General features: G+C 43.1%; 18 protein-coding genes and 1 tRNA gene. 8 read left to right on the plus strand and 11 right to left on the minus strand.

Features of this window, described 5'->3' with window-relative positions; translation table 11 throughout:
• The first annotated feature begins 53 nt into the window (after window positions 1-53).
• The gene (locus RMX69_RS10320; RefSeq protein WP_012410794.1) at window positions 54-392 is read left to right on the plus strand and encodes a P-II family nitrogen regulator; all 339 of its coding nucleotides are present in this window, start codon (window positions 54-56) and stop codon (window positions 390-392) included.
• A gap of 87 nt (window positions 393-479) precedes the next feature.
• Here RMX69_RS10320 and rdgB read toward each other — a convergent pair whose 3' ends face one another.
• Window positions 480-1,055 (minus strand): RdgB/HAM1 family non-canonical purine NTP pyrophosphatase, encoded by a 576-nt coding sequence (rdgB, locus tag RMX69_RS10325; RefSeq protein WP_322637403.1) that lies wholly within the window; start codon window positions 1,053-1,055, stop codon window positions 480-482.
• Window positions 1,056-1,134: 79 nt separating this feature from the next.
• The gene (locus RMX69_RS10330) at window positions 1,135-2,571 is read right to left on the minus strand and encodes a phosphoglucomutase/phosphomannomutase family protein (RefSeq protein ID WP_322637404.1); all 1,437 of its coding nucleotides are present in this window, start codon (window positions 2,569-2,571) and stop codon (window positions 1,135-1,137) included.
• An 869-nt stretch (window positions 2,572-3,440) separates the two neighbouring features.
• Here RMX69_RS10330 and RMX69_RS10335 point away from each other — a divergent pair.
• Entirely contained in the window at window positions 3,441-4,379 is a 939-nt protein-coding gene (locus tag RMX69_RS10335; protein WP_322637405.1) for a caspase family protein, read from the plus strand.
• 198 nt (window positions 4,380-4,577) lie between these two features.
• On the opposite strand, the gene RMX69_RS10340 is transcribed toward RMX69_RS10335, so the two are convergent.
• The 4 genes from RMX69_RS10340 to RMX69_RS10355 form a co-directional block, all read right to left on the minus strand.
• Entirely contained in the window at window positions 4,578-5,057 is a 480-nt protein-coding gene (locus RMX69_RS10340; protein ID WP_322637406.1) for a plasmid segregation centromere-binding protein ParR, read from the minus strand.
• 5 nt (window positions 5,058-5,062) lie between these two features.
• Entirely contained in the window at window positions 5,063-6,214 is a 1,152-nt protein-coding gene (locus RMX69_RS10345) for a ParM/StbA family protein (protein ID WP_322637407.1), read from the minus strand.
• A gap of 239 nt (window positions 6,215-6,453) precedes the next feature.
• A complete protein-coding gene (locus RMX69_RS10350; protein ID WP_289796232.1) occupies window positions 6,454-7,086 on the minus strand; it encodes a DedA family protein in 633 nt (210 codons plus the stop codon).
• Between the two features lie 422 nt (window positions 7,087-7,508).
• Window positions 7,509-8,591: a Gfo/Idh/MocA family protein gene (locus tag RMX69_RS10355; RefSeq protein WP_289796231.1), complete on the minus strand. Its 1,083-nt coding sequence runs from the start codon at window positions 8,589-8,591 to the stop codon at window positions 7,509-7,511.
• A 338-nt stretch (window positions 8,592-8,929) separates the two neighbouring features.
• On the opposite strand from RMX69_RS10355, the gene queC reads away from it, so the two are divergent.
• Complete coding sequence (gene queC, locus RMX69_RS10360) at window positions 8,930-9,607, plus strand: 7-cyano-7-deazaguanine synthase QueC (protein ID WP_322637408.1); 678 nt, start codon at window positions 8,930-8,932, stop codon at window positions 9,605-9,607.
• Between the two features lie 41 nt (window positions 9,608-9,648).
• On the opposite strand, the gene RMX69_RS10365 is transcribed toward queC, so the two are convergent.
• Window positions 9,649-11,043, minus strand: coding sequence for a hemolysin family protein (locus tag RMX69_RS10365; RefSeq protein ID WP_322637409.1), 1,395 nt, complete (start codon window positions 11,041-11,043; stop codon window positions 9,649-9,651).
• 100 nt (window positions 11,044-11,143) lie between these two features.
• Window positions 11,144-11,845 carry a hypothetical protein gene (locus RMX69_RS10370; protein ID WP_099102321.1) on the minus strand — a complete coding sequence of 234 codons (702 nt, stop codon included), beginning with the start codon at window positions 11,843-11,845 and terminating at the stop codon, window positions 11,144-11,146.
• Window positions 11,846-12,141: 296 nt separating this feature from the next.
• Between RMX69_RS10370 and RMX69_RS10375 the strand changes: the two genes are divergently transcribed.
• Window positions 12,142-12,214, plus strand: a tRNA-Ile gene (locus tag RMX69_RS10375).
• A gap of 123 nt (window positions 12,215-12,337) precedes the next feature.
• On the opposite strand, the gene RMX69_RS10380 is transcribed toward RMX69_RS10375, so the two are convergent.
• Window positions 12,338-12,769 (minus strand): hypothetical protein, encoded by a 432-nt coding sequence (locus RMX69_RS10380; protein WP_289796227.1) that lies wholly within the window; start codon window positions 12,767-12,769, stop codon window positions 12,338-12,340.
• A gap of 106 nt (window positions 12,770-12,875) precedes the next feature.
• Here RMX69_RS10380 and pyrE point away from each other — a divergent pair, with 106 nt between their 5' ends.
• Window positions 12,876-13,499 carry an orotate phosphoribosyltransferase gene (pyrE, locus tag RMX69_RS10385; RefSeq protein WP_094347288.1) on the plus strand — a complete coding sequence of 208 codons (624 nt, stop codon included), beginning with the start codon at window positions 12,876-12,878 and terminating at the stop codon, window positions 13,497-13,499.
• Between the two features lie 20 nt (window positions 13,500-13,519).
• A complete protein-coding gene (locus RMX69_RS10390; protein WP_322637410.1) occupies window positions 13,520-13,849 on the plus strand; it encodes a hypothetical protein in 330 nt (109 codons plus the stop codon).
• 214 nt (window positions 13,850-14,063) lie between these two features.
• Here RMX69_RS10390 and RMX69_RS10395 read toward each other — a convergent pair whose 3' ends face one another.
• On the minus strand, window positions 14,064-15,602 hold the full coding sequence (locus RMX69_RS10395) for an ATP-binding protein (protein WP_322637411.1): 1,539 nt from the start codon (window positions 15,600-15,602) through the stop codon (window positions 14,064-14,066).
• Window positions 15,599-16,282: a response regulator transcription factor gene (locus tag RMX69_RS10400; protein ID WP_322637412.1), complete on the minus strand. Its 684-nt coding sequence runs from the start codon at window positions 16,280-16,282 to the stop codon at window positions 15,599-15,601. The genes RMX69_RS10395 and RMX69_RS10400 overlap by 4 nt, the downstream gene beginning before the upstream one ends.
• 279 nt (window positions 16,283-16,561) lie before the next feature.
• Between RMX69_RS10400 and RMX69_RS10405 the strand changes: the two genes are divergently transcribed.
• Complete coding sequence (locus tag RMX69_RS10405; RefSeq protein ID WP_289796222.1) at window positions 16,562-16,831, plus strand: hypothetical protein; 270 nt, start codon at window positions 16,562-16,564, stop codon at window positions 16,829-16,831.
• A gap of 146 nt (window positions 16,832-16,977) precedes the next feature.
• Entirely contained in the window at window positions 16,978-17,625 is a 648-nt protein-coding gene (locus RMX69_RS10410; RefSeq protein WP_322637413.1) for a hypothetical protein, read from the plus strand.
• Window positions 17,626-17,670 lie beyond the last annotated feature (45 nt).

The raw sequence follows: 17,670 nt of genomic DNA on the forward strand, positions 1-17,670 counted from the left end.
GCGGATCTGGTTAGATATATAAACGAAGCTAGTAGAAGTCAGGAGTAAAGAAGATGAAAAAAGTAGAAGCTATTATCCGCCCATTTAAGTTAGATGAGGTGAAAATTGCTTTAGTTAACGCTGGTATTGTTGGCATGACTGTTTCTGAAGTCCGGGGGTTCGGACGGCAGAAAGGTCAAACTGAACGGTATCGTGGTTCTGAGTACACCGTTGAGTTTCTGCAAAAACTCAAAGTGGAAATCGTAGTTGACGACAATCAGGTTGATATGGTGGTAGACAAAATTATTGCTGCTGCCCGCACTGGTGAAATCGGCGATGGTAAAATTTTCATCTCGCCTGTTGAGCAAGTGATTCGGATTCGCACTGGCGAAAAGAACACAGAAGCAGTTTAAAAAAGTTAAGAGTTAAGAGTTAAAAGTTATGAGTTGTGAGTCTGGACTAATAAATGAAGATTTAGCAGAATTCATAACTCCTAACTCCTAACTCCTAATTCTCTCTAGTTGCGGAAGTAAAGCTGTAAAAGCCTTGCCTCGATGGCTAATTGACCTTTTCAACTCCCGTGTCATTTCAGCAAAGGTCGATTGCAATTCTTGCACATAAAAAATTGGGTCATAGCCGAAACCACTGTCACCACGAGGCGCATGGAGAATTTCGCCGCGACAAATACCTTCAGATTCTAATATGATCGCACCATCAGGACGAGCGATCGCTACTGCACAAACAAATTGTGCTTGTCGATTTACCTCGTTGCCTAATTCTTTCAATAGCCTAGCAATCCGTTCTGAGTCGGTTTTGGCGTAACGTGCAGAATAAACCCCTGGTGCGCCATTTAGGGCATCTACTTGCAAACCCGAATCATCAGCAATCGCCCATTTTCCCGTAGCTTTAGCAATTTGTGATGCTTTTAGACAAGCGTTGGCGGCAAAAGTTTCGCCCGTCTCTTCAATTTCCAATTCTTCAGGTTTAAGGGTTAATTCCCAACCAGAATTTTCCAGGTAAGCTTGCATTTCCCGCAACTTACCTGGATTTCCTGTGGCTACTACAAGTAATGTCATGAATTACAAATTATTAGTTAGGAGTTAGGAGTGATGAGTTAGGAATTAATAACTCCTAACTAATAACTCCTCACTAATTTTACTCCGCCCACTGTTTCGCCCAAGCAAGAGTTTGATGCACTTGTTCAATTGTTGAGGCTTCGCAGTATAGCCGTAAAACTGGCTCAGTCCCGCTAAACCGAATCATTAACCAGCTTTTATCCGCGAGGCGATACTTGTAGCCGTCAATTGTTTGGCAATCAATCACTGCTTTCCCTGCAATTTCTGTTAAGGGTTTGGTTTGCAGCTGTTGCAAAAGACGCGATCGCACTTCCATACTTGCTAAGGGTAAATCAATGCGATCGTAAGCTGAGGTAAACCCTGTTTGTTTCTGTAAGTAGCGATAATACTCACCTAAATCCAAACCAGATTCTACGATCGCCTCTAGGACGTACAATGCTGACAGCAGCGCATCGCGTTCGGGAATATGGCTACCATAGCCAATTCCTCCCGACTCTTCGCCACCCAGCAACACTTTTGCTGCTAACATTCTGTCAGCAATATATTTATAACCAACTGCTGTCTCAAAGACTGAGAGGTTATGTAGTGCTGCTACAAGGGGCATCAAGTCGGAACCACTAACAGTTTTGACTATTTCTCCAGTAAAACCGCGCCGCAGGGTTAAATGGTCGATTAATATCGGGATTAAGACTTGGGAACTTAGGAAGTTGGCTTCTCCATCTACTGCTGCAATGCGATCGCAATCTCCATCAAATACCAACCCCACTGTTAAACCTGATTTATCGGTTTCTCGGTGAGTCTTGATGACTTCAAATAACTTTGAAAGGTATTTAGGTAAGGGTTCCGGCGCACCGCCACCAAAGAGGGGGTCGCGTTCTGAGTTGATTTCTTTGACTTGATTGCCTAGTAGTCTCGCCAATCCAGTAGCAGCAGCGCCATGCATGACATCGGCAAATACCGTCAATTTACCAGATGCGATCGCTTCTCGAAGTTTGGCAATATCAACTTTACGTTCTAACGCTTGGGTATAACTAGGCCAAGGATCGAATTTCTCTTGCTTACCTGGGGTAGCTGCTAGTGGTACTCCCACCGCCAACTGCTCTTCTATCTCTTTTGTGACTTCTGGCGGTACCGATCCACCAAAATAACCCTTGACTTTTAAACCCAAATATTTACCAGGATTATGGCTGGCTGTAATTACCAGTGCCCCTAAAGCATTGAGTTCTTTTGCTGCCCAACTATAAGCTGGGGTTGGGGCATAGCTCTCGCTCAATAGCACATCAAATCCGACAGCACTGACAGTATCGGCAACAGCACGAGCAAAGTCTTCAGCCATGAATCGGCGATCGTAACCGACAATTATTGTCCGGCTACCCACTGTAGAAAAATATGTATCATATAATACTTTTGCGGCAACTGGTGCGACCAAGGCTAGGCGTTCAAAGGTGAACTCGTCACCAATAATGCCCCGCCAGCCGTCTGTACCAAACTTGATTGAGTTAGCTACAACTGGCATCTAGGTATCCTAACTGTCTACTTGAGGATTCTAGCATTTATACAGTGTGCAGAGTAAAAAAAGAATCTAGTAAAAATATTTACTAATAATATTCAACACAAAAGTGAGCAGTTTTGTGCGTGTATATAAAGGTGCAAAGGTGTTTGCACACATTTAATAAGTTTAATGGATAACTATTTAAAAGAAAAAAAAATTAATCAAAAATGATGTTTATATAGTCAAATATCCGCTCCCTATAACAAAAAGGTTTATTAATACTGAATATCCTTACAAGGATAATTTTCATCTGGCTGGCGAATGTGGTGCAGATTCTATTAGACAAGATAAACCAAACATTAGCTTTTCTGATGTTTTTTTTACAACTAAAGCTATATTCATAAGACGTAAATATAATGGAAAAAATCATACTAATCTTGAGCTTTATAATAATTCTAAATTTAGGATTGGAGTTATTGAAAATACTACAACAGTTATTAAACTTGATACCTTCTTTAATAAGCTGATTTCACACAAAGTTGAGATCGTAAAGTTAAAGAGTGGTAGGGCAGGTGCTATTGAGGCTCTTTTATCTAATGAAAATGAAAAAATTGATGCATTAGCTACTGACGAAGTTCTTGCTGAAGAATATTTAAAAGACTTAGAATCGCAAAAACCAAATGAATTTTATATTGATTCATAGTTCATGATTGGCTACGAAAATTATGGATTAATACTGCCCAATGATGATAGTGCATGGGTAACAATTATCAATCAATTTTTGATTGATAAAAAAGATGATATACAAATACTAACTAAAAAATACATTACTATTATTAATATCATTCCTCCCCCCTCCACCCCCTCCATTTCCCAGAGTATTTATTTTATTGATGATAATAGCAACACTATCTGGCTTAATTTGGGTAGGTTATATGTATTGGGTTAAACGACAAAATTCCCAAGCAGAAACAAAGCCTAATTTTGACCCAAAAACTTCTATATTTGCTCGTGGCTATGCTTTACTCATCGGTGTTGGGGAATCCGCTTATCAGCCTTTATCCTTACCAGTGACTGTCAAAGATGTTCAAGCACTTCATCAAGTTTTAGTTGACCCCAATTTTTGTGCTTATCCTAATGACTCAGAGCATGTTCAGCTGTTATACGATCGAGAAGCTACACGTAGTAAAATTTTGGAACAATTGAACTGGCTCAAAGAACAAGCAGAAGCTAACCCAAAAGCTACGGTAGTTGTTTATTATTCAGGTCATGGATGGTTTAGTAAGAGTCAAAATCGTTACTATTTGTTACCACATGATATTAACCCTTTCGACCTGGAAAACTCATCTTTAAGTGCAGAAGAATTTACTAATGCTTTGCGCCAGATTAAATCTGAACGACTTCTGGTTATCATTGATAGCTGTCATGCAGCAGGAATGGCGACAGCTAAAAAAATTCCTTCTGACTTTGAGGAAATTCCTATTCCAAAAAGCGTCGTTAATGACTTAAAACAAGGTAAGGGTCGGGTAGTTTTTACTTCATCTCAAGGAGAAGAAAGTTCCTGGATTAGACCTGATAAACAAATGAGTATTTACACTTACCATCTGATTGAAGCGATGAAGGGAGAAGCCAATCAGGCTCATGAAAATTTTGTCAAGATTTCTCATCTAATGAAACATCTCAGTGATAAAGTACCTAATAGCGCTCATACTTTGTGTCAAAAAGAACAGACACCTTATTTCAGCTTTGAATCTGAAGACTTTCCTGTTGCTTTATCAAAAGGTCGCCATCCTAACAAAATAACAAGGGGTCTGAAGCGATCAACTAATTAATAATTACCTAAAATCTGTTTGTAAATTAAATTTTGCTATCAGATAGCAGGAATATTGTTTTGATGATTTGCCATTGTCAGCGCGATCGCTCCACCTACACAAATCTCTTTTTATATATAAACATTAATAATCCTTAATAGTTAATACTATTAAGGATTGTTAATATGAGCAAAAACTGCTCACAAACTTGATTTTTCCTTAAAAATCATCGAGAAACTGACTAAGGCGACTGATTACGGGGTCAACCTCTTGAGGAGGGGTAGCAACAGTATAAGAAGTATTATTTACTACTTCTAATTGACTTGGAGACGGAACGAACGATCGATCATTGACTATGAGCGCCAGTTGTGCAACTTGTTGAGAAAGTTGCAGTAGATGATGTTCCATCGCCTCCAAACGATTAGATCCCTTGGCAAAAAAACGTTCCTCAAGTCCAGCCACTTGACGTTGCAGTTCACCGATTTGTTGATCAGTCGGTGTTGTTGCTGCTGTTTGTGGAGCAGGTTGTACAGATTCCGGTACACATAAAGATTGCCACAAGGCTTCTTTACAGAGATCGCTGAAAGTCTTGTCTGGTTGTTTTTCCAAATAACTTTCTACTTGCGCTAACAAGCTTTCATCAGCAAGCTCTGGGTTGAACGTGACGGATTTAACTACCTTTTTTGACCATTGGAACATCAGCTTTATGCCCTAGCAGCGCGATTGGAGGATAATTGTGCCTCTCCATAAATATACTGCCCCAAAGCATTCGCCTGACGGGAAGGTGCTGCTAAATGAGCATTAATCTTTGCTTCCTTGAGTAAACGTTGAACGTCGTCCCAGAAGAACTCACCACCGCCGCCAGTCAGAATCACATCGGTGACGCGTTCTGGCAACCAAGCTAGCACACGGCTACAGATTTCGCGAGAAAACATCTCTGTGAGGTTGGGAAGAAAATCATCTAGGTTGGTGGGCTTGCTAGCGCCTTTAGGACGGTAAAAGCGTTCACCTCTGGGTTTGTTGACAGCGGAAATCAGGGCTAGAGATTGACTATCTGCTCCCTCGATTTCGGCAGACACCAATTCATAAAACTTATTCATCCCGAAGTCTTCGCTCTTAGAAGCACCTCTGGCAAAACGGAAGTTATCTACCATCAAAAGATCGACGGTTTGATGTCCAATATCGACGATCGCCACCGATATTTTTGTAAAATCGGGACTACCAGGGTTTTTCTTGGGTTGAGCTTCAGACCATAACAGGCTGCCGTAGCCTTCTGGCATGACCCATACCTTACTGACGTTCAGCGACACAGATTCGCCTCGGAAGTTCAACACATGAGGGCCACCTACTTGGCTAATCAACTGTGCTTTTTCTTTTTCAAATTGCTCTAAAGAAAGAAAAGGCAGACCAAGTACAACTGAGATATCGTCTCTGAGTTTGAAGTAGCCAGCACTTGCTAAAACTTTTACCAGTGCAGCTTCAACCTTAGATTGTCCGACTCCTAAATTCGCCCCAAAATCGGCTGCCAGTTGACCAACAGCATATCCATTTCCTTGATACTCCAGCCACAAATCCATTAAAGGGTCAGTAGCCCTGGCTTCAAAAACACCACCGCGTACTTGTTCTATTGACATCTGCTTGACGTTGGCAGGTACGAACACCACACTGCCTGGTTCACGACTCACACAAGTTTTTGTGGAAGTTCTGCCTAAGTCAACACTGAGAATAGTTTTCCCTGGAACACCGGTTGGCTTGGGAGTATTATTAACAGCATTGATGGGAGTCGATGCCGACACCCTATTCATGGGTATAGCAGCAGCATTGATTGGGGTAGCGGCGGAAGGTTGGTCTGTCATGAAAGCTCCTAGTTCAAACTTAACTGTAAAAAGTTGTCATGCTCATCTTACAAAAATGCGAGCAACCAGAAATTCTAGGTTGCGTCAAGTGTAGCTAGAAATACGCCAAAAATTAATTCCGGCGATACCTCTGGTAAGCTCTGCCAACGCACATCTAGTATTATTTGGCATAGTGTAGGCGAATTTTGGCCAGATGTAACCCCTGCTTTCACTGCTTTCAAACCAAAAGCGTCCGTGTTTCATCTTCTAGTGCGTCTAGTGCGTCTTAGCTGGCGCTTGAATATCCAGAAAACAAATGCTAGAACCAAACCGCCAAGTACGATTTTAGATACAGGAGCAAGGTACTTGTCCACAAGTTCATACTGACTACCCAATGCGTATCCTGAGTATGTTAACAAACCCACCCAAGCAGCGCTACCTAATGTTGTGTAAACCAAAAATGGTAGCAGGGGCATATTGCTAATACCTGCGGGAACAGAAATCAAGGTGCGAATTCCTGGCACAAGACGACCAATTAATACCGCTGTTCTACCTTGTCGGTCAAACCACTTTTTGGCCTTGATGATATCTTTACTGGATATAGCCAGCCATTTGCCATACTTGTCAGCCCAAGCTTTCAAACGAGTTTCACCCAAGAACTTACCCGGATAGTACCAAATAAGTGCGCCCAATACAGAACCCAAAAGTCCTGCGAAAAATACACCAATAATATTCAGCTTTGCCCCTCCTGGTTGATATGGACTTGCTGTAAATCCAGCCAGTGGCATAATCAATTCTGAAGGAATCGGGGGAAAAAGGTTCTCTAAAAACATTAGTAGGGCGATTCCCCAGTAGCCAAAATAATTGATAGTATTAGTTATCCATTCAAGCATTGAGTTAATTCCTGAAATTGTTGGACTAGTCTTGGTGCTAAATTCAGCTTTAGCTTTTTTAAAGGGTAATTATTCCCGCTTGCTAGAGTCAAGGGAATTTGGCTACACTAAAAATTGGCATCACAACTGAAAAATAGAGTCAGACAAGTGGAAGCTAGGTCTCTGTTTCATTAATCTTGCGGGGCGATCAGATCCCCGACTTCTTGAAGAAGTCGGGGATCTGAAACCATTAGGTTTTATTTTCTAATTTTTTAGATCCCCCTTAGCCTGCTTTTTTAAAGGGACTAGGAAGGATCTAAAGATTTGATGGCAAATTTAAAAACATATTCTAGGTTTTCTGCTGAAGTTGGGGCTGTGGGGTAGCACGGAGAGAGAAAGGAGAAAATTTCACCTTGTCCCCCTCATCCCCCTCGTCCCTTCTTCTAGACTGTGGGAGTCAAAGATTGTACCCTTGGTTCCGATTGCCAGTCTAAGGGATTCCAAACTCGATCTTCCAGAGCCATCTGCTCAATTAAACTTGCGAGTCTCAGGGCTTTGAGAGCTTGTTCACCACCTACTGAGGGTTGATTGCCACCGTGTACACAGTTGACAAAATGTTCTAACTCTGCACTTAGTGGTTGAATATTGCTGGTGTAAACTTTTTCAATTACACCATCTTGCCTGTAAAGTACTTGTCGGTGGTCAGTGAGAGAATTGGCAGCCGTTTGGCGGTGAATCAAAATTTCATTTTTGAGAAAATCTGCCTCAGTAAATGAATTTTTGCAATGGGCGACAATCCGGCGAATTTTTCGATGGGTGACTTTACTAGCAGTCAGAGTAGCAACAATACCATTGGCAAACCCCAAGGTGGCGGTTACGTAATCTAAATAACCAGAATCCAAGGAGCGAGTACCGCTAGCAGTCAATTTTGTGACTGGGGAAGCAGCTAATTCTAAAAGTAGGTCGATGTCATGGATCATTAAATCCAGCACAACTGAAACATCGTTTGCCCGATCTGAGTAAGGACTCATTCTGTGGGCTTCTAGCGCCAGTAATTCCTCTGTTTTTAGAACTTGGCTCAGTTCTTTAAAAGCTGGGTTAAAACGCTCAATATGACCTACTTGCAGGATACACCCAGACTCAGCTGCGGCATTTACTAAAGACTCTGCCTCAGAAATGCTGGCTGCGATCGGTTTTTCAATCAAAACATGAATTCCCGCTAACAGACAGTTGATACCCACGGCATAGTGCAGACGGGTGGGAACAGCTACACAAACTGCTTCCACAAGGGGTAGCAGATCGCAGTAATCTTCAAAAAAACGCACCTTGTACTTGCTGGCAGTTTCTAATCCTCGCTCGACGTTAATATCTGCCACTCCGACTAGTTCAACATCTTTCATTGAACTCAGCACGCGAGCGTGGTGTTGTCCCATGTTACCCACTCCAATCACGCCTATGCGGATTGGTCGTGGCTGGTTGCGCTGTGTATATAGATTCGGTTCTGCCACTGACATGCTATTTTGCACTATTATTCTCTCCTCAACCACCAAATTTAGAGACGCTACGGCCGTTGGCGTTTATACTCGAAAGCCGGTTACGATCCGTCTAAAACCATCCAGATGGTAACATAGAGCCTATGTTTATGAAGAATTTCAAAGTTTGTGATCGGTTCCCGTAATCCAAATATCTTTTGTATAGATATTTCGAGTTTGCTTTGGATTTTGCAGTTTCTACAAAAATATATGTATTTTTATTAACTTTAAAACTTTCAGTAAGACCTAAGTATAAATTCTCCTTTGCATTGCTTTCTGGCATTTTGTTAAGGTTTGATGCAGTAATTTGAAATCCAAAATTTGCAACCGAGATGAAAGCTGTAATTTTGTTATCTGGGGGATTGGACTCTTCCACAATTCTGTACAAAGCTCAAGCTGATGGCTGTGAATGTCATGCTATTTCCTTTGATTACCAGCAGCGACATCGACGAGAGTTACAGTCAGCACTCAGTGTTGCTCAAAAAGCTGCGATCGCAAAACATCAGGTAGTAAACTTTGACTTACGACAATGGGGCGGTTCGGCCCTTACTGATAATGCCATTGATTTACCCCAGGAGCGATCGCTAGATGAAATGTCTCAAAATATTCCTGTCACATACGTTCCGGCTCGTAATACCATCTTTTTAAGCTTTGCTCTTGGTTTTGCCGAAGCGATCGCAGCAAAGCGTGTCTATATCGGCGTTAATGCCCTAGATTACTCAGGATATCCTGATTGTCGCCCCGACTATATCCAAGCAATGCAGGAAGTTTTTCGCCTAGGAACTAAACAAGGGCGTGAGGGACAACCAATTAAGATTGTTGCACCCCTAATCAACCTGAAAAAAACCGAAATCATCCAACTGGGGAACCAATTGGGAGTTCCTTGGGAACTAACTTGGTCTTGCTATGCAGGTGGAGATGTCGCCTGTGGTGTGTGTGATTCTTGTCGCTTACGGCTAGCAGCTTTTGCCGAATTGGGACTTGTCGATCCTGTGGCGTATGCTTCTTGAAAAGTTAGGAGTTAGGAGTGAGGAGTTAAAATTCATAACTCCTAACTCTCAACTCCTAACTCCTCTAACCGCCGCAGTTGAATTTGATGCAGGCGTGGCCCAACAATCGATACCACGGTGAATTCGAGATTTTGATAACAAAATATTTCGCCTTTGTCCGGAATTTTCTGTAACTCATACAGCAAAAATCCCCCTAGTGTTTGGTATTCTCTGGTCAGGGGCAAATTGAGATGCAAAACTTCGTTGAGGTCTTCGAGGTTGATTTGTGCTTGCACCAAAAATTTTTGCTCACCTAACATCTGAATCAGTAAGTCTTCACTGCTTTCAAGGTCGCTGGGATCGCCAATAATTTCGGCAATGACATCTTTGATTGTCACTAGTCCCACAGTACCGCCAAATTCATTCACTACCATGACCATAGCGGGTTTCTCTTGCTGCATCATGGGCAAAAGTTCACTCAAGGGCGTGTGTTCTGGAACAAACCGGGCGGGACGCATCCAAGGTTGGATCTGTGTCTCTAAACTGAGCTTTCCGACTGCCAAAGGTTGTGCCAAATCTTTAAAATAAACAATACCGCGAACATCGTCTAAAGATTCACCAATCACGGGATAGCGAGAGTAACCAGTAGAAGCCATTTCCCTGAGTAATGTCTGGAAGCTAGCATCTTTTGGCAGTGTGATAATACTGGTGCGCGGGATCATCACATCTTGCGCCATGACATCCCCAAACTCGAAGACATTATTGAGCAATTCTCGCTCTGCACGCTGTAAACCAGTAGATCCCCATTCTGTAGAGATGATCAGTTGCAATTCTTCGGGAGTTACAGGCGGTCGCCAGCCTTGACCTGTGTATTGGATGCCAAAAATTCGTAATAAAAAACGAGTTGATTGGTTAAGAATCCAGATAAAGGGGCCAAAAAAACGCACGATCGCTTTTACCGGAGGCCCCAAAAACCTCGCTAGCTGTTCTGAGTACAGCATGGCTAAGGATTTGGGGCATAATTCTCCAATCACAATTTGCAAATAGGCAATTAAGAAAAAGGCGATAGGAATTGATAGGGAATGGGCGAGGAAGTTAGTCATCCCGCTGGGTAAAGGCCAGGATCTTAACCAGGCATTCACCAGCACAACAATCGTACTTTCGCCAATCCATCCCAGTGCCAAACTAGAGAGGGTAATGCCTAACTGGGTGGTAGATAGCAGTCGGTCAATACTGCGTTGTAACATTTCTACAGCGATCGCTGGAATATCCCCAGCCTTAACTAGCTGGTGAATACGCGATCGCCGCACGCTCACCATCGAAAATTCCGCCGTCACAAAAAAGGCATTTATGGCAATCAGTAGTAGCACTGATAACAACCGCAGCGCCACTTCTATCAAACTTAAATTAGGAAAACCACTCACCGCCAAAGCTCGTGTAAAACTCACGCCCTCCATTTAGGGGGATTGGGGAGTTAGAAAGGGTATAGGTTACAGGGTAAAGATTATTCCCTATCACCTGTCACCTCTTCCCTAATCCCAATGCCCAATGCCCTTTCTACCTTTCTACAGGAATATTCGATGCCTCTAGCTTCAATTGTTGAGCGGGATAATCAGTGAGAGCAAGTGATATTTTCTTGACATCATCAAGTAAAGCTGTCGGAATGCTCACTGTACCTGAAAATGCTGGCCCATTTACAGGCAATTCTGTTGGTAAACCCTCTGTACTTGCACTCAGGGTTCGTCCTTTGTCATCGGTAACATCTAAAAAACTATACAGGAAGCGCACAGAATCCTTACCTTTGTTCTGCATTTTCACTTTCAGTAGTAAATCACCACCAGAGTAGCGAGCAGATTGCACAGTCATTGTTACACCCTGACTTTGGGCTGTAACTGGAAAACCTGGTAAGGGCTTTTCTTCAACTACTTCTGGGGGTTTTTCCTCTGGCTTCTGCTTGCTGCTATTGGTTTCTTCATCATCTTCTTCTGGCTTTTCCGATTTAGCGGCTTTGGTCTTACCCTCAATTCGCGCCTTGACAATTTTCAGAATTTCTTCTTCTTTTAATAGCACCAGCCCTCCCTGTTGGGAGTTATTTGCCTTATTGCTGGCAAATTTGGTTGTGGGACGCCCATCTGGTGTAGTCACGCCTTTAAGTGCTGAACTCCCCAGTTCAAAGCCTAAAAACGCGCTCACAGAGCCGGCTCCCATCATCAGAATTAACAAAATCAAAGTAAGAAGTACAGTAGAATTTATTTTCATCGCTGACAAGCTATCACAATAGAATGCTGGTCTATTTAAGAATAGTGAAGCTTTTGACCTCAATCCTTAAAGGAACTTAATCAATATTAGTTTGCACTATATCTATGATCAAATTATGTAGTATAAAAATCTAATAAACTATTGTCCAGTATTCACACGTGGTAAATTTGTGCTATATTCATGGAATTGGCTAAACTCAGTGCGTAAAGTATTTTTCTCGCTCTAAAATTAGTAAATAAGGTTGAGCTAAGAGTTTAAGTAATTTGCTCGTAGCAACCCACAAACCAAAAAAACAAGCGCCTTTGGCCGATTGGGGAGGCAACGAACTCATAATTCGTCTTCAGGCTGGTTCGATTCCAGCAGGGCGCACTGAATCATCACAAAGTAGCCATAGAGGGCATGGGGCATTGGGCATGGGCACTTATATTGAATATTGCTGAAGTGTTGGTTAGTAATCATTCTCCCCTGCTCCCCATTCCCTACTCCCCAATCTTAACGAGATGGTAAAGTTTCAAACCTGAATTCAGTTCCTACTTTGAGTTTGTTGCTATAGCGAGGAGACATCATCAGCGATGTGTCATAAGGATTTGGTAAATCAGGAGTACGAATATAAGGATCGTTGCCAACTTGCTGAGTCAGGGCATCATGATATAAAGTATTAATCAAATTAGCGTCGCGGGCAATTTCATTTTCTGGAAAGGAACCACCGAAACTAGAACCAGATCCGAGAAATGAGTCTAGCTGACGCTTGAGGCCGCCATTTTCGTAGAAATTGCGATCATGACGAAAATAAGCTCGTTCAAATACATCATTCATCGTTTCAGAATTGGGTGTTGCCGTTTGGGCAGATGCAATAGAGGGAAAAGCAATACCAGCAGCAAGCAGCACCAATAAACCACCAAGGGTTTTAAATTTTATACGCACGTTTCTGACTCCTCAACTTTTGCTTTGGGCGAATCTTAATTTATGCTGAAGTTCAGAACTCTGATGAGTTCAACCTTTGGTGTAGCACAACTTTTAATGTTTTGTAATGACGTATCCTACTGAAACTCTTACCCACTCAGATATTTGGGCAACCACTTCTGATTTGACCACTTTACGCCACAAGTTACTAGATTTATTTTGCCAACTTGCTTATCAAGAGGGTGATTTTCTCCTATCTTCTGGGCTGCGTAGTTCTTATTACGTCAATAAGACACAGGTAACACTCCATCCTCAAGGCGCTTTAGCAGTCGGACGATTACTATTTCCTTTATTACCTGTAGATACACAGGCTGTAGGTGGTTTAACAATGGGAGCCGATCCAATTGTGACAGCAGTGAGTATAGTTTCTGTTTATGAAAACCGCCCAATCCCAGCGCTGATTATTCGCAAGGAAGCCAAGGGTTATGGGACAAGAGCTTATATAGAAGGCCCCAGTTTACCAGAGGGTGCAAAAGTAGTAGTTTTGGAAGATGTAGTCACAACTGGGCAATCTGCTCTAAAAGCGGTTGAGCGTCTTAAAGATGCAGGTTATACCGTAAATCAAGTAATTTCACTGGTAGATCGACAACAAGGGGGAGGTGAGTTGTACCAGTCAGCGGGATTGAAGTTTGAAACTTTGTTTTCGATTCAGGAAGTTCAAGAACGCTATCGACAACTTGCAAATTCATGAACAAAAGGAGATAGATAAATATGCAAGCAACAGTATCCACAGAACTAACACAAGAAAAAGTCGAGAAAGCTGTGAGCGCAATTCTTGAAGTACTAGGAAAGCCAGAAAATGATTTACACCACAAAGCGTTAACAGCTTTTCAGGGTGGGGATTATCAAACTGTAAAGAGACTGGCATCTACCAACTTGACTGATGATTATTGCAAAGCTTTGGGATATCTGGGAGGAGCGCTGAAGTTGACTCCAAACACCGATACTATTTTGGCGGAATCAGCTCGTAGTGCCGCTGAATTTGTCAAAGAAAAAGCATTGCAGCACCTTGGGATTAAGATCGCTGATGCTTTGAATTAATCAATGCAAGTGCCAGGCGATCGCTTTTAGGACTTACGCGCGAGTTACACAATAACGAACCGCAGAGGCGCAGAGGACACGGAGAAATCAGAGTTTAAGAGATGTTTTGCGTAAGTCCTAGCTTTAAATAAATCAAAAAAAAACTCCTGAAGAAATAAGTCAAATCCTCTTCCCTTCTGCCTTCTGCCTCCTGCCTTGTTTCTTGAAAGAGGGATTACTTCATCGGTAAGGTGAGGGTGAACCCTGTTTGACCAGAAGATGTTGAGTCAAGAGTAAGGTCGCCACGATGTGCCCTGGCAATTTCTCGGGCTAGGCTCAGTCCTAGTCCGATTCCTTCTATCTTGCGGTTACGTGAGGGATCGCCGCGATAAAATCGGTCAAAAATGCGCTCGCGTTCACGTTCACGTGCGCCGTAGGCATCGCTTAGGGGAATATCTTTTGATGCATTGACAATGGTGACGTAGAGAGTTGTTGGAGTTTGATGAGCGCGAATCTGTATCCAGCCGTTGGCGAGATTATATTTAATTGCATTACTAAATAGGTTTTGCAAAACTTGAATTAAAAGATCGCGATCGCCTTTTACCCACAACCCATCAGTAAAGTCAGTTTGCACTGTCAACTGGGGAGCTAGCATTTCCACATCTTCTAGCATCTCCATCAGCAACTCAGACATATCCACGTCAACCAGATATAAGCTCATTTTTCCGGCATCTGCTAGAGATAGCAGCAAAAGTTTTCGCATAATTCCACTCAGGCGGCGCACCTCATCTAACAAATTGCTTAAGCGCTGTTGTACTTCACTACCAGGATCGACCTGTTGGAGTGTTCGTTCTAGTTCACCTTGCAAAATAGTCAGTGGGGTTTTTAGTTCATGAGCCGCGTCACCACTAAAGCGGGAAGCTTGGGTAAAACTACGTTCCAAGCGTGACAACATTAGGTTAAACACTTGAATCAGTTCGACAAATTCAACATCAGTTGTCCCAATGGGAATGCGCTGATCTAGCCCTTTGACAGTTACCTGTTGAATTACGCCCGTTAATTGCCGGATGGGACGTAAAGCACCGCCAGAAACTAACCATGCTCCCACAGCAACCAGCAGCAGCGCTCCCGGAATTGAAACCAGGAAGATATTGCGAATGCTAGCCATTTCTTGATCTACGGCTTGCAAGCTAACGGCAATGGCAATCTGAGCATTGGGAAATTTAGCTGCCCCAATGCGCCAGACTGCTGTTGTTGTCTCCTCGGTGATAAATTGAGGTGGGCGTGGACGAATTAGTGGTGGCCGCTCGAAGGATGGATTTGTATTGGAGGGTAAAGGTGGTGGTTCTCTCTTCGGGGACGGTGGTAGAGGCGTAAATTGGAGACGCTTCAGCAACAGACGATTCACCTCAAGATCGGCAGATAGGGAGTTGGATTGATAAAGGATGTTGTTATTTGCGTCCAGCACCACCAGGGCGACAGGGGTTTTTGTATTGGTTCCGAAAGCATAAGATAAGGAATCTTCGTAAAACTGCCATCGCGATCGCTCGCGCGAGTTTTCTCTTCTGGGAAAGGCTGCGCCAATGGGAGGTTCCTCTCGTGGAGGGAAGTTCGGAGTTGCCCGCATCAAGTGATTTAATAGTTCTGCATCCAGGCGGCTAATCTTAGCATTGTAAATCTGAAACCAGGAAACCGCGCCAAATCCGACTAATGTGCTGCCAGCTAGAGCCGCAGACAACAGAGCAATGCGGAGTCGAAAGGAAGGGAGTTTCATGATGAAGAATCTGGCTTGCGAAATCGATATCCAACCCCTCGAATACTTTCAATCCAGACTGCTTGATCAAGGGGATCAATCTTTTTACGAATTCGCTGGATACAAACATCCACAACATTGGTGTTGGGGTTAAAGTCGTAGCCCCAAACGTGTTCCAAAATTTGGGTACGAGTGAAAACCCGTCCGGGAGAGCGCATAAGATATTCCAGAAGATTAAACTCGCGGCTAGTGAGTTCTATGGCTTGGTGATTGCAAGTTACTTCCCTAGTGATGCGATCAAGTTTGATCGGCCCAACGCAAAGTAGATTTTGGCGCTCGCTCACACTCCGGCGCACAACTGCATGAATTCTAGCTGCTAACTCTTCCACAAAAAACGGTTTAGCAATATAGTCATCCGCTCCCAAATTTAGCCCTTGCAAGCGATCGTCTAATTCATTCCGAGCCGTCAACAAAATCACCGGAGCATTCCGACCTTGCCGCCGTAATAGTTTTAGAATCGATAGTCCATCTTTTCCCGGCATCATAATGTCGAGTACGATCGCATCATATTCGTTGTCTAATGCCCGCAGATATCCATCATCACCGTTATCGCAGTAGTCTACAACAAATCCCTGCTCCTTTAATCCAGCCCTGACAAAGTTAGCAATTTTCGCTTCATCTTCAACAAACAGAACGTTCACAATTTTTTATTAATTCATATATTCTTCTATTCTAAATTCATTATTTTTTATTCAAATTACAAAACTGTAATTTAGAAAATAGGAAAGCTGTAATTTTGAGGTGGCTCAATTAGAAATATGAACACCCTAGTAGTACGCCAAGGCAACGCAAGCGGGGTAAAGGGGAAGGGGGAAAGGGGAAAGGTTTTTTATCCCTTACCCTTTTTCCTTTAACCTTTACCCAACCTCCACCTAACATTTTTAGGTTGGCAGACTACTAGTTTTTGAAGGTTGATTTTTATGAATATTCGTCGAGTCTTAGCCGTAGTAGCGATTCCTTTTTTGATTGGTACATTTGGTTTTGTTGCACCTCATCAGGCAAATGCCGCTAATCCACCTCATCGGAACGCCGAGATTTCACAACAGCCCAACAAACCAGAAATATCTGAGAAAAAACCACAAATCAGACATTCTAAACCCCGTCCACATGAGAAAAAGCGTACTCCCCAACGTCCCCAAGCTCATAATCAAGAAGCAGTTCCAAACCGGGTAGAACGCAATAACCGTTAATTGATGCACCCTTGCATTTCACCTCGCCCTCAGCGGCGATCTCGTCAGAGTATTGTTGTTTCTAAATTACAAAACTGTAATTTAGAAACAGGGCAAACTGTTATTTTGAGAAGACTTAATTAGAAATATAAACCTTTGGAGATTTAATGATGAATATTCGTAGAGTACTAGTAGCGACAGCGATTCCTGTTCTGGTTGGCACATTTGGTTTTATTTCACTCAATCAAGCAAATGCTGCTAATCAATTCGATCGAATTGCACAAGCGCAACAACCGCCCAACGAACCATCAAACGAACGGCCGCGTCCACCCAGACCTGATTTTGCAGCCGCAGCGACAAAGTTAGGAGTTACAGAAGCCCAGTTAAAGGCGGCGCTAGGAGTTCCAGCAAATCGGCCAAATCCAGGCGATCGCAATCAGCGTCCACCCAGACCTGATTTTAAAGCCGCAGCGACAAAGTTAGGAGTTACAGAAGCACAGTTAAAAGCGGCGTTAGGAGTCCCAGCAAATCGGCCAAATCCAGGCGATCGCAATCAGCGTCCACCCAGACCTGATTTTAAAGCCGCAGCGACAAAGTTAGGAGTTACAGAAGCACAGTTAAAAGCGGCGTTAGGAGTTCCAGCCAATCCGCCAAATCCAGGCGATCGCAGTCAACGCCCACCCAGACCTGATTTTGCAACCGCAGCAACAAAATTAGGAGTTACAGAAGCCCAGTTAAAAGCGGCGTTAGGTGTTCCACCTCATCCTCCTGGCAATGCCGGAGCCTCTCCTCAAGAAAACCGTCCTCAACCATAGACCACGGGGTAGGGGCGCAAGGCCTTGCGCCCCTACGACAGGTAA

This window comes from Nostoc sp. EspVER01 (assembly GCF_034530635.1).
Taxonomy (GTDB): Bacteria; Cyanobacteriota; Cyanobacteriia; order Cyanobacteriales; family Nostocaceae; genus Nostoc.

Coding starts and splice junctions, on each gene's coding strand:
- RMX69_RS10335 (WP_322637405.1), top strand. CDS start 3,441: ATGATAATAGCAACACTATCTGGCTTAATTTGGGTAGGTTATATGTAT.
- pyrE (WP_094347288.1), top strand. CDS start 12,876: ATGACGTATCCTACTGAAACTCTTACCCACTCAGATATTTGGGCAACC.
- RMX69_RS10390 (WP_322637410.1), top strand. CDS start 13,520: ATGCAAGCAACAGTATCCACAGAACTAACACAAGAAAAAGTCGAGAAA.
- RMX69_RS10330 (WP_322637404.1), bottom strand. CDS start 2,571: ATGCCAGTTGTAGCTAACTCAATCAAGTTTGGTACAGACGGCTGGCGG.
- RMX69_RS10405 (WP_289796222.1), top strand. CDS start 16,562: ATGAATATTCGTCGAGTCTTAGCCGTAGTAGCGATTCCTTTTTTGATT.
- rdgB (WP_322637403.1), bottom strand. CDS start 1,055: ATGACATTACTTGTAGTAGCCACAGGAAATCCAGGTAAGTTGCGGGAA.
- RMX69_RS10365 (WP_322637409.1), bottom strand. CDS start 11,043: ATGGAGGGCGTGAGTTTTACACGAGCTTTGGCGGTGAGTGGTTTTCCT.
- RMX69_RS10410 (WP_322637413.1), top strand. CDS start 16,978: ATGATGAATATTCGTAGAGTACTAGTAGCGACAGCGATTCCTGTTCTG.
- RMX69_RS10370 (WP_099102321.1), bottom strand. CDS start 11,845: ATGAAAATAAATTCTACTGTACTTCTTACTTTGATTTTGTTAATTCTG.
- RMX69_RS10395 (WP_322637411.1), bottom strand. CDS start 15,602: ATGAAACTCCCTTCCTTTCGACTCCGCATTGCTCTGTTGTCTGCGGCT.
- RMX69_RS10345 (WP_322637407.1), bottom strand. CDS start 6,214: ATGACAGACCAACCTTCCGCCGCTACCCCAATCAATGCTGCTGCTATA.
- RMX69_RS10340 (WP_322637406.1), bottom strand. CDS start 5,057: ATGTTCCAATGGTCAAAAAAGGTAGTTAAATCCGTCACGTTCAACCCA.
- queC (WP_322637408.1), top strand. CDS start 8,930: ATGAAAGCTGTAATTTTGTTATCTGGGGGATTGGACTCTTCCACAATT.
- RMX69_RS10350 (WP_289796232.1), bottom strand. CDS start 7,086: ATGCTTGAATGGATAACTAATACTATCAATTATTTTGGCTACTGGGGA.
- RMX69_RS10320 (WP_012410794.1), top strand. CDS start 54: ATGAAAAAAGTAGAAGCTATTATCCGCCCATTTAAGTTAGATGAGGTG.